Below are 10,481 nucleotides of genomic sequence, written 5' to 3'. Positions count from 1 at the left end.
GGGGGTGTAGGGCCAGGGCGCGAGCGATCTCGACCCGGCGGCGATTGGCGTAGGACAGGGTGTAGGCGGGCTGGTCCAGCCGGGGGGTCAGCCGATCGCCGAACAGGGCGACGATGCGCTCCACCTCCGCATTCATCTCCCGCTCCTCCCGCAGGACGGCAGGGGGTCGGATGAGCGCGGCGGCGAGTTCGGCCAGGGCGCCAAGGCCGGGCAGGCGGGGCTTGGCGGCGCGCAGGCGGTGGTGGGCGCCGACCAGCACGTTGTCCCGCACGGTGAGGTTGGCGAACACCCGACCGTGCTGGAAGGTGCGGGCGAGGCCCAGGGCGGCCACATTTTCCGGCGCCCAGCCGGTGATCACAGTGCCATCCAGGGTGATCGTGCCGCCATCGGGGACGTCGTGCCCGCTCAACAGGTTGAACAGGGTGGTCTTGCCGGCACCGTTGGGCCCGATGATGGACAGGAACTCGCCCTGGTGCAGCGACAGGTCTACGCCGGCCACGGCGTGCACGCCGCCGAAACTGCGGGTGATGCCGCGCGCCGCCAGCAGGGTCATCTCAGACGGTTCCCAACACGCCCTGTGGCCGGAACCGGATCAGCAGCAGCAATGCCAGGCCGTAGATGAGCATTCGGTATTCCGCCGTGCCGCGGAACAACTCGGGCAGGGCGGTCAGCGCCACCGCGCCCAGGATCGCGCCCAGCAGATTGCCCATGCCGCCCAGGATCACCATCGTGAGCGCCGAGATGGACACGGTGGAGGTGAACGTCTCGTTGTTGATGTAAGAATACAGATGGGCCGAGACGCCGCCCGCGATCCCGGCGGAAAACCCGCCGACGGCGAAGGCGATGCCCTTGTAACGGTCGAGGCTGATGCCGTAGGCGCGGGCGGCCACGTCGTCATCGCGGATGGCGCGAAAGGTGCGGCCCAGATGGGAACGCAGCACGCGCGCCTGCATCAGCGCCAGCACCACCAGGATCGCCAGGCAGGCCCAGTACGATGCCTGTGGACTATCCAGTTCCAGGGTGCCGATCGCGAGTGTTGGGATGTTGGTGACGCCCATCGGGCCGCGCGTCAGGCTTTCCCAGTTCAGGATCACCAGGCCCACGATCTCCCCGATGCCGAGTGTGGCGATGGACACGTAGTGCGAGCGCAGGCGGAAGGCGGGCGCCACCAGGGCGGTGCCGATCAGCGCCGTCAGGACGCCCGCGGCGGGGATGCTGGCCCAGACCGGCCAGCCCGCGTCCAGTGCCAGCAGGGCGGAGGCGTAGGCGCCGATCAGCAGCAGTGCGGCGTGGCCGAGCGAGACCTGGCCCAGCGTGCCGGCCACCAATGTGAGGCTGATGGCGAGCATCGCGGCCAGCCAGGCGTTCGTGAGTACTTGCAGCGCGTAGGGGATGTTCGGCACCAGGGGCAGGAGTGCGGCCACCACGACGGAGGCCACCACCAGCCAAGGTGGCACGCGCAGTACCTTGCTGGGGGCGATGAAGGTGCCGGTCATCGGTTCCGGCGGGGTGGCGCGGCGGCTGGCGAACAGCCCGTTCGGGCGCAGCACCAGGATCAGCAGCAACAGGGCGAAGCTGAACAGGTTGCGGTAGGACGATCCGAACAGGGCCACGCCGTAGCTTTCCGTCAGCCCCAGCAGCAGGGATCCGGCGATAGCGCCGGGCACGTTGCCCATGCCGCCGATCACCTGCGCCACCACGCCCTTCAGCGTTGCCTGGAAGCTCATCGCCGGGTCGATGTGGTTGAAATACATGCCGACCAGCAGGCCGGACAGGCCGCCGAGGGCGGAGGCGATGGCGAACACAGTGCGGTTCACCGCATCGGTATCGACGCCCATCTGACGTGCGGCATCGCGGTCCTGCGCGGTGGCGCGCACAGCCCAGCCGAGTTTGGTGAAGCGCAGGAAGCCAAATAGCACCGCGGCACTGCCGATGCCGGTTGCCGCGATCAGGATGTCCAGCGCGCCGATGGTGCCGCCGCCGACATGGATGCGCCACGCCGGCAAGGGGGAGGGCAGGGCGCGGGGGTCCGGCGTGAAGATGATCTGCAGCAACTGGTCCAGCACGAGGCTGATGCCGATGGTGGCGAGCAACGGCGCGATCCGCGGCGCCCCGGCCAGCGGGCGCAGGCCCAGCCGCTCGATCACCATGCCCAAGGCGGCACAGACGATAACGACGACCAATGCCGTCAGCGGCAGCGGCAAATGCAGGTAGTTGAAGCAGGCCCAGCCGATATAGGCGCCCACCGCGTAGACGGACCCGTGGGCGAAGTTGATCAGGTGCGACACGCCGAAGATCAGCGCCAGCCCCACGGCAAGCAGGGCGTAGATATTGCCGATAATCAGACCGTTGATCGTGTAGTCCAGCCAGGACGACACGGACTAGGAAACTCCTACGAGGTTGGCGATCAACCGGCTGCTACTTTCGAGCCGTCCCAAACAGTGAACTTGCCACCCTTGACCAGCAGGAGGCGGTAGCTGGCGCCGGGCACGCGGCGGGTGGTGGGGTCGAAATTGACCTTGCCGTAGACCACGCTCGGTACGTCGCGGATCTCGGTCAGCCCGGTCTGCATCGCCTCCCGCGTGGTGCCGTATTGTTCGCAGAGGGCGGCCACCAGCATCATCGTGTCGTATGACCCGGCGCTGAAGCTGTCCGGCTCCTGATCGTATTTCGACTGGTAGCGCTTGACGAAATCCTGCACCTCCGGCCGGGGGTCGCCGGGGAAGAAGGTGGACATGACGAAATCCCCCTCGACCCCTGCGCCGCCAAGTTCGATGAATTTGGGCGAGTAGTTGGATGTGCCAGCCAGGATCGGCAGCGCCAGCCCGGTGTCGCGGGCCTGGCGGCTGATGAGTGCGCCGTCGGCGTAGTAGGACAGCAGCACCAGGCCGTCCGCCTTGCTGTCCCGCGCGCGCACCAATGTGGGGCGGAAATCCTGCTCGGCAGACAGGTAGGCCTCGGCGGTGGTGACCTCCATCCCCAGGCCGGGCGCGGCCTTGACGAAGGCGTCCTTGGCGGTGCGGCCCCAATCGGTGTTCAGGTGCAGCACGGCTGGTTTCTTGAAGCCGAGCTTGGCCGCGAACTCCGCCAGACGAGGCTGCTCCTCCGCCTGGTTGGTAGAGTTGGACCACATATGGTCCCCGCCCTTGGTGAAGTCGGGGTGGGAGTTGGTGAAGCCGAATTGAACCAGTTTCGCGCGCTGGTAGATCGGCGAGGCAGCCATCGAGGCGGGGGAGGAGAAATCCCCCAACTCGATGATGATGCTGGGGTCGGCCACCAATTTCTGCGCCACCGCCACCGATTGGCGCGGGTCGGACTGGCTGTCCTCGAACCGGTATTGCAGCGGGCGACCCTTGATGCCGCCGGCGCCGTTGATGCCGTCCAGCGCCAGGTCGAACCCGCGTTTCCATTGCGCACCGTATTGCGCGTTGGGCCCGGTGAGCGGGCCGCTGACGCCTATCATGATCGGGTCGGCGGCGAACGCCCGGGTCGCGGGGAGGGCGGCTGCGGCGGCAAGGAGCAAGCGGCGGCTGAGGGTCATGGCCGGGGTCCGATGTTGCTGCGGTGCAATGACGCTAGGGGAGGCGAGGCACTGCGCACAATGCCCCATTTTCAGGCCGGGCTCATTTTCAGGCGGCTTTCTTCCAGACGGCGAATTTGCCGTCTTTTACGACCAGGTCGATGCTGGACGGGTGGCTGACGCGCCGGGTCGCCGGGTCGAAGGTGACGGTGCCGAACAACACGCTGGGTACGTCGTGAATTTTGGCCAGGCCATCATGGATCGCCTGCCGGTCGGTGCCGAATTGCCGCATGACCGAGATCGCGACGGTCATCGCGTCGTATGCGCGGGCGTTGTAGCTGCCGGGGTCGGTGCCGAACATCGCGCGGTAGCCGGTGACGAAGCGCTGCACGACGGGGCGCGGATCGTCCGGAAAGAAGTTGGCGTTGGTGTAGACGCCGTCGACCGCGGCGCCGCCCAGTTCGAGAAATTTCGGCGAATAGACCGAGCCGGTGGCGACCACGGGTTGCGTCAATCCCATGTCGCGGGCCTGGCGCACCACTTGGGCGCCGTCCGGATAATAGGCGATCAGCAGAATCGCGTCCGGCCCGGTGTCCCGCACGCGCACCAGGGTGGAGCGGAAATCCTGTTCATTGGGGAGATAGCCCTCATTGGCGACGACGCTGGCGTCCCGCTCGGCCGCCGCCTTCAGGAAGATGTCCTTGCTGGTGCGGCCCCAATCGCCATTGATGTAGACGACCGCCAGCTTGCGAAAGCCCAGCCGGCCGATCGCGTAATCCGCCAGGATCGGCATGTCGTCCGCCTGGTTCGGCGCGTTTGACCACATATAGTCGCCACCCTTGGTGAAGTCGGGGTGGGAGTTGGTGAACCCGAATTGCACCAGCTTGCCGCGCTGATAGATTGGCGAGGCCGCCATCGATGCGGCGGAGGAGAAATCCCCCAGCTCCATCGCAATCCGGGAATCGCCCACGAAACGCTGGGCGACCGCCACGGCCTGGCGTGGATCGCTCTGCGTGTCCTGGAAGTCGTAGGCGAGCGGGCGGCCGTTGATCCCGCCGCTCGCCTCTGCCACGGCCAGATCGAACCCCCGCCGCCAATCCGCACCATACTGGGCATATTGCCCGGTCAGCGGTCCGCTCACGCCGACCGTCACGGCATCGGTCTGTGCGTGGGCGCGGCCCACCAGGGGCGTGAGACCGGCGGTTGCGAGCAGGGTGCGGCGGCTGAGATACGGCATGGGCGAATTGAGAAACACTTGGCCCCCGGCGTCAATCCAGGCCGCCGCTCACGCCCCCTTGGGGCGAAGCGGCCCGGTTGGTTGCACGAGAAAGATCGTCTACCGCGCTATTCCGGAGGAGCAGCGCTTTGCTGCCTAGCGGGTAGGAACGTCGTCCAGCGCGGCGTCGTCTCCGGAACCGACCGTTTCAAAAAAACTTGCGACCGGGATCTCGATCCCGCTCTCCGGCATCCGACGTGTGTCGCCTGCGGTCAACGTCGCAATTCCGCGTACCGGGATAGGAACAGCCGCAGCGCCGGGGATTTGTTGTCTCGGTGGTTGCCGATCACCAGGTCGATCGTTGGCGGCGTGCCTTGCAGCGGCCGGCTGGTGACCGACCAGGGCAGGAAATTGCGCGCATAGGCGGGGATCAGCGCCACGCCCCTGGTGGACGCGATCAGCGACATCGCCATGCCCAGATTGTCGATCTCGTGCGCGGTTTGCAGCGCCAGCCCGGCTTCGGCGAGATAGGCGTCGATAATCGGCTGCAGCGCGGGCGCCGTCTTGGACATGCCGATGAAGGTCTCGCCCGCCAAATCACCGACTGCAATGGTCTTGCCCGCGGCAAGCCGGTGATCGCTGGGGAGGATGACGACGAACGGCTCCTCGATCACCAGGCGGTATTCAAGGTCTGGCGTCTGCGCCTCCCGCCGCATGAATGCCAGATCCACCCGGCCGCGCATCAGATTGTCGGCGAGTTGGGGGGAGTAGTCGCTGGACAGAGTGACGTCGATCTTCGGCAGGTCGGCCCGCAGCAGGGCCATGGCCTTTGGCAGCCAGTCCATTTCCTGCCCAGTCAGGAAGCCAAGCGCGAAGGCTTGCTTGGTTGGCCGCCCGGCCCGGCGCGCCGCCTCCACGGCTGTCTCGGCCTGGCTCAGGGCCAGCCTTGCATGGTCCAGGAAGACGCGCCCGGCGGCAGTCAGTTCGATCCCACGGACGCTTCGCTTCAACAGCGCGACGCCGACCTCCTGTTCCAAATCGCGGATCTGCCGGCTGAGCGAGGGTTGTGCGGTGTGAAGGCGTCGCTCCGCCGCGACGGTCAGGCTGCCCTCCTCCGCCACGGCGACGAAGTAGCGAAGATGCCGCAGCTCCATGCTCAACCATACCTTTTGGGCATGGTGTCGACCCTACAAAGTCTTTTTGGTCGGCGCCATAGAAACCTAGCTATGCCTCGTTCACTGCAGTCCTGCTTGGTTCGGCGCATAACCGAACCAAACTGGCGCTGCCGAGGAGGCATGAGACATGAGCAAACCTGTTGTTCTGATCACTGGCGCGTTGACCGGCATCGGCCGCGCCACCGGCGTCGCTTTCGCACAGGAAGGCGCGTCGATCGTTATCTCCGGCCGGCATGACGAGGCCGGGCAGGCGCTTGCAGCCGAACTGCATCGGCTAGGCGCCGAGGCCTTGTTCGTGAAGGTCGATGTGCGGCACGAGGCGGACCTGCGTAACCTGGTCGATCAGGCCGTGGCGCAGTTTGGGCGCCTGGATATCGCCGTCAACAACGCGGGCAGTGAGGGCACGCCCGGCCCGGTGACGGACCAGACGCCAGAAACCTACGCCGCCAGCTTCGACACCAATGTGTTGGGCACATTGCTGAGCATGAAGCACGAATTGCGCGTCATGCAGGCCCAGGGCAGCGGCAGCATCGTCAACATCTCCTCCACCATGGGCGAGCGTGGCGCGGCGAATATGTCGCTGTATGCGGGCAGCAAGCACGCGGTGGAGGGGATGACCAAATCCGCCGCGTTGGAGGCAGCAGCCTTCGGCGTGCGGGTGAATGCCGTAGCGCCGGGTCCGGTCGAAACGGACATGCTGGCCCGGCTTGCCGGCTCGCCGGAGAAAAAAGCCGCCTTCGTCGCCGCAATTCCGCTGAAACGGGGCGGACACCCCAGCGAGATCGCCGACGCGATCCTGTTCCTCGCATCGGACAAGGCCGCCTTCATCACCGGGCAGATCATTCGGGTGAACGGCGGCAAGACCGCCAGCTAACCCGGCACACCATCGCAGACACAAGGAAGCAGAAATTATGACAACACTCTCTGGCAAGACGGCCTTGGTCACGGGCGCCTCGCGTGGGATCGGGCGGGCGACCGCGCTGGCATTGGCGGCAAAGGGCGCCCAGGTGCTGGTGCATTACGGGCGCGGCGCCGCGGAGGCGGACGCGGTCGTGGCGCAGATCCGTGCGGGCGGTGGCCGGGCGGAGGCGGTCGCCGCCGACATGGCCGCGCCGGATGGGCCGCACCAACTCGCGGCGGAAACGCGTCGCATCGTTGGCGACCGGCTGGACATTCTGGTGGCCAATGCCGGCATCTCGAAGGCCGCACCGATCGAGGAAGTGACGGTCGCGGAGTTCGACGGCCTCTTCGCGGTCAACGTGCGGGCGCCGTATTTTCTGGTGCAGCAATTGCTGCCGATTTTGGGTGAGGGCAGTAGTGTCATTTTGTTGTCCTCCCTGGCGGCGCATGCGGCAGTGGGCACTTTGTCGGCCTATGCGGCGACCAAGGGCGCGGTGGATACGCTGGTGAAGCATTTCGCCTTCGCGCTCGGCGCGCGGGGTATTCGTATCAACGCCGTTGCACCCGGCGTGGTCGAGACCGACATGTCGAACTTCACCAAGACGGATGCCGGGCGAGACTTCACGCTCGGTATGCAGGCGCTGAAGCGGCTTGCGCAGGCGGACGACATCGGCGACGCCATTGCCTTCCTGGCGTCCGATGAGGCGCGCTGGATTACCGGCGATACGTTGCGCGTGGATGGCGGCTCGAAGCTCTGACGCCTCGGCCGGAACGACGAACAGGAGAGTGATCATGACCGACAAGACTATCAAGATCCCGGGGCCCGACCATCCCATCACGATCGAGCCGACCGGCAAGCGAGTGAGAGTGACGTTGGGCGGCCGGGTGATTGCCGACACGATGGGCGCGCTGACGCTGCAAGAAGCGAAATACCCGGCGGTGCAGTACATTCCGCGCGCCGACGTCGACATGACGGCGCTGGAGCGATCGGCCACCAGCAGCTACTGCCCTTACAAGGGGGATGCGTCCTATTTCAGCATCCCCGCCGGCGGTGCGCGCTCGGTCGACGCAATGTGGACCTATGAGGCGCCATACGAGGCGGTGGCTTCCATCGAGGACTACGTCGCATTCTACCCCGACCGGGTCGATACGATAGAAGTCGGCGCGGCATAACGCCCGGCGTAGGAGAGAGTTATGGCAAACCTATTTGATCCGATTCAGGCCGGGGCGTTCGCGCTGAACCATCGGGTCGTGCTGGCACCGCTGACGCGCATGCGGTCCGACATGCCGGGCAACGTGCCCGGTGTGTTGATGGCCGAGTATTATGCGCAGCGCGCCACGCCGGGTGGTCTGCTGATCGCCGAGGCGACGTTCATTTCGCGGCAGGGCAATGGGGGCTATGGCTCCCCCGGGATCGAGACGGATGCGCAGGCGGCGGGTTGGCGCCACGTCGTCGATGCCGTGCACGCCAAGGGTGCGACCATTCTGCTCCAGCTTTGGCATGTGGGCCGGGTGTCGCATCGCAGCCTGCAGCCAGATGGCGGACAACCCGTGGCGCCATCCGGTGGTGCGGACGGGCTTGGGGTGCTGCTGGAGGGCGGACCCGGGCCGGCCACGCCGCCGCGTACGCTCGGGATCGAAGAGATTCCCGGTATTGTGGCGCAGTATCGGCGCGCGGCAGAGCGGGCGAAGGCGGTGGGGTTCGATGGGGTCGAGATCCATGCGGCCAATGGCTACCTGATCGACCAGTTTCTGCAGGACGGGTCCAACAGCCGCAGCGATGCCTATGGCGGCAGTATCGAGAACCGGACGCGCCTGCTGTTCGAGGTCGTGGACGCGGTGGCCTCGGTTTGGGGGCCGACGCGGGTCGGGGTGCGGCTGGGGCCAAACAATAGCTTCAACGCGATGCACGACAGCGATCCGCAAGCGCTGTTTGCCTATGCTGCGTCCGGGCTGCGGGCGCGTGGCATCGCCTACATCCACTTGATCGAGCCGCGGGTGAAGGGAAATACCGAAATCGGCGATCACCCACCGGTTGCGGCTGGTCTGCTGAAGCCGGTGTTCGGCGGGGTGGTGATCGCCGCTGGCGGATTCGACGGTGCCGGCGCAGCGGAGGTCGTGGCGAAGGGAGAGGCCGATCTGGTTGCGTTCGGCCGGCACTTCATTGCCAATCCGGATCTGCCGGCACGTTTGCAGGCTGGGCTATCCCTGAATGCGTATGACCGGACCACGTTCTATTACGGCGACGCGGGCGGCTACACGGATTACCCGGCGTATGCCGCCGGGTAATCGACACCGGCCAGGATCGTCCTAATTGGCGGGGCGGCGTCTCCGCTACTCGAAGCCCGCCTTGCCGATCTGGTCCGGATGTTGGGGCACGCGGCGGAAGGCGGTGGGGTCGTAGCCCTGGGCGGCGAATTTGGTGAGTTGCGCCTGGTAGTCCGCGTCGGTCATGTCGGCGGAGCGGGAAAAGATCCAGCCCAGCGACCGGTCGGGGTAGCCGACGAGCGCGGTCGTGTAGGCCGCGTCCACGTCCAGGATCGGGTAGCTGACGAAGATCGGCCAGAACAGCCGAACGCGCCATAGCGCATTGCCCGTGCCGTCGACGACGTAATCGTCGAAGGAGGCATGGGTGATGGGCGCGGCGAAATCATGCTGGTGAGCGAAGTATTCGTCCAGCACGTGGCCGTTCGGCAGCGGTGTGTACTTCACTGTCGAGCCGACATTGCCGCGTTCGCCCACATAGGGGATTTCCGCGATGATGTACCAGTCGCCCGAGTAGCGCTGGATGTCCACGGATTTGGCCAGCGACAGCGGTGGGCCGGACGCGCATGCCGCCAGGAGCAATCCCAGGCTCAGGACAAAGAACTGCACCAACGTTCCCCCACACATTGCACCTGCAAGGTCGTGGTGCGACGGGAGTTCCCGGCTGGCGTCGATTAGGCGCTTTTGGCGTCCTGGTGTTTGCGGCCGGAACCGCCGGGCTTTTTGCCGCCGCCGTCTTCCTTGTTGACGGTGGCCCAAGCCCGTTGCTCCGCCTCCTTCTCGCCGACGCCGCGATGCTCGTAGCTTTCGGCGATGTGCTTGGCTTTGCGGGCCTGTTTGCCGGTGTATTTCGACTTGTCGCCCTGGGGTATCGGTTGCTCCTGCACGTGCGGTTCTCTGCCAGGAAAACGACGGATGACGCAGGTGGTTCGGTGAAAAAGGGGGTGACAAGCGCGGCGTGCTCTGGCTAGGCTAGTTAACCGCTTAACAAGACACTCCGGAGGGGTTGCATCCTGCGCGTGCCATCCACGTCCCGACTGGCCGATGTCGCGGAAGCTGCGGGCGTGTCCACGGCGGCGGTGTCGCGGTATCTGAATGCGAAACTGTCTTTGCCGAGTGGCACGGCCAGCCGCATCGATGACGCCATTCTCAAACTGGATTACCGGCCGAACCCGCATGCGCGGCGGCTGAGCCTGGGCCGGTCGGACATGATCGGGCTGGTGGTGCCCGACATCGCCAGCCCGTTCTTCGGCGCGCTGGCCGATGCGGTGGAGCAGGCGGCCGATGTGCTTGGGCTGAGCGTTCTGCTGCTGGCCACGCGCAACCGGCCGGAGCAGGAGCGACGGGCGCTGGCCAGGTTGCGGGACCAACATGTGGATGGGCTGATTTTCCTGACCAACCATGC

The 10,481-nt window shown here is 66.1% G+C and carries 12 protein-coding genes; 5 read left to right on the top strand and 7 right to left on the bottom strand.

What is annotated here, in order from left to right; genetic code table 11:
* From GSQ76_RS13870 to GSQ76_RS13850, 5 genes are all read right to left on the bottom strand, one after another.
* Positions 1-553, bottom strand: a 553-nt coding sequence (locus GSQ76_RS13870; protein ID WP_158744495.1) for an ABC transporter ATP-binding protein, incomplete at its 3' end; no start/stop codon positions are given.
* 1 nt (position 554) lies between these two features.
* Positions 555-2,378, bottom strand: a complete 1,824-nt coding sequence (locus tag GSQ76_RS13865; protein WP_158744494.1) for an ABC transporter permease — start codon at positions 2,376-2,378, stop codon at positions 555-557.
* Positions 2,379-2,407: 29 nt separating this feature from the next.
* Positions 2,408-3,541 carry an ABC transporter substrate-binding protein gene (locus tag GSQ76_RS13860; protein WP_158744493.1) on the bottom strand — a complete coding sequence of 378 codons (1,134 nt, stop codon included), beginning with the start codon at positions 3,539-3,541 and terminating at the stop codon, positions 2,408-2,410.
* 88 nt (positions 3,542-3,629) lie between these two features.
* Positions 3,630-4,775 carry an ABC transporter substrate-binding protein gene (locus GSQ76_RS13855; protein WP_254070403.1) on the bottom strand — a complete coding sequence of 382 codons (1,146 nt, stop codon included), beginning with the start codon at positions 4,773-4,775 and terminating at the stop codon, positions 3,630-3,632.
* Positions 4,776-5,008: 233 nt separating this feature from the next.
* Complete coding sequence (locus tag GSQ76_RS13850; protein WP_158744492.1) at positions 5,009-5,890, bottom strand: LysR family transcriptional regulator; 882 nt, start codon at positions 5,888-5,890, stop codon at positions 5,009-5,011.
* Positions 5,891-6,038: 148 nt separating this feature from the next.
* Between GSQ76_RS13850 and GSQ76_RS13845 the strand changes: the two genes are divergently transcribed.
* Genes GSQ76_RS13845 through GSQ76_RS13830 form a run of 4 tightly spaced genes read left to right on the top strand, consistent with a single transcriptional unit; the run spans position 6,039 to position 9,100 of the window.
* Complete coding sequence (locus GSQ76_RS13845) at positions 6,039-6,785, top strand: SDR family NAD(P)-dependent oxidoreductase (protein WP_158744491.1); 747 nt, start codon at positions 6,039-6,041, stop codon at positions 6,783-6,785.
* A gap of 37 nt (positions 6,786-6,822) precedes the next feature.
* Positions 6,823-7,569 (top strand): SDR family NAD(P)-dependent oxidoreductase, encoded by a 747-nt coding sequence (locus GSQ76_RS13840; RefSeq protein ID WP_158744490.1) that lies wholly within the window; start codon positions 6,823-6,825, stop codon positions 7,567-7,569.
* 34 nt (positions 7,570-7,603) lie between these two features.
* Positions 7,604-7,984: a DUF427 domain-containing protein gene (locus GSQ76_RS13835; protein ID WP_158744489.1), complete on the top strand. Its 381-nt coding sequence runs from the start codon at positions 7,604-7,606 to the stop codon at positions 7,982-7,984.
* Positions 7,985-8,005: 21 nt separating this feature from the next.
* Entirely contained in the window at positions 8,006-9,100 is a 1,095-nt protein-coding gene (locus GSQ76_RS13830; protein ID WP_158744488.1) for an alkene reductase, read from the top strand.
* 45 nt (positions 9,101-9,145) lie between these two features.
* Here GSQ76_RS13830 and GSQ76_RS13825 read toward each other — a convergent pair whose 3' ends face one another.
* On the bottom strand, positions 9,146-9,685 hold the full coding sequence (locus GSQ76_RS13825; RefSeq protein ID WP_216851053.1) for a lipocalin family protein: 540 nt from the start codon (positions 9,683-9,685) through the stop codon (positions 9,146-9,148).
* 65 nt (positions 9,686-9,750) lie between these two features.
* The gene (locus GSQ76_RS13820) at positions 9,751-9,963 is read right to left on the bottom strand and encodes a hypothetical protein (protein WP_254070402.1); all 213 of its coding nucleotides are present in this window, start codon (positions 9,961-9,963) and stop codon (positions 9,751-9,753) included.
* Positions 9,964-10,095: 132 nt separating this feature from the next.
* Here GSQ76_RS13820 and GSQ76_RS13815 point away from each other — a divergent pair.
* Positions 10,096-10,481, top strand: a 386-nt coding sequence (locus GSQ76_RS13815) for a LacI family DNA-binding transcriptional regulator (protein WP_216851052.1), incomplete at its 3' end; no start/stop codon positions are given.

It is taken from the genome of Acidisphaera sp. L21 (assembly GCF_009765685.1).
Lineage (GTDB): Bacteria > Pseudomonadota > Alphaproteobacteria > Acetobacterales > Acetobacteraceae > LMUY01.
The sequence above is the reverse complement of the archived record's forward strand: the minus strand, read 5'-3'. Positions and strand labels throughout refer to the sequence as shown.

Coding starts and splice junctions, on each gene's coding strand:
- GSQ76_RS13845 (WP_158744491.1), top strand. CDS start 6,039: ATGAGCAAACCTGTTGTTCTGATCACTGGCGCGTTGACCGGCATCGGC.
- GSQ76_RS13840 (WP_158744490.1), top strand. CDS start 6,823: ATGACAACACTCTCTGGCAAGACGGCCTTGGTCACGGGCGCCTCGCGT.
- GSQ76_RS13860 (WP_158744493.1), bottom strand. CDS start 3,541: ATGACCCTCAGCCGCCGCTTGCTCCTTGCCGCCGCAGCCGCCCTCCCC.
- GSQ76_RS13835 (WP_158744489.1), top strand. CDS start 7,604: ATGACCGACAAGACTATCAAGATCCCGGGGCCCGACCATCCCATCACG.
- GSQ76_RS13850 (WP_158744492.1), bottom strand. CDS start 5,890: ATGGAGCTGCGGCATCTTCGCTACTTCGTCGCCGTGGCGGAGGAGGGC.
- GSQ76_RS13830 (WP_158744488.1), top strand. CDS start 8,006: ATGGCAAACCTATTTGATCCGATTCAGGCCGGGGCGTTCGCGCTGAAC.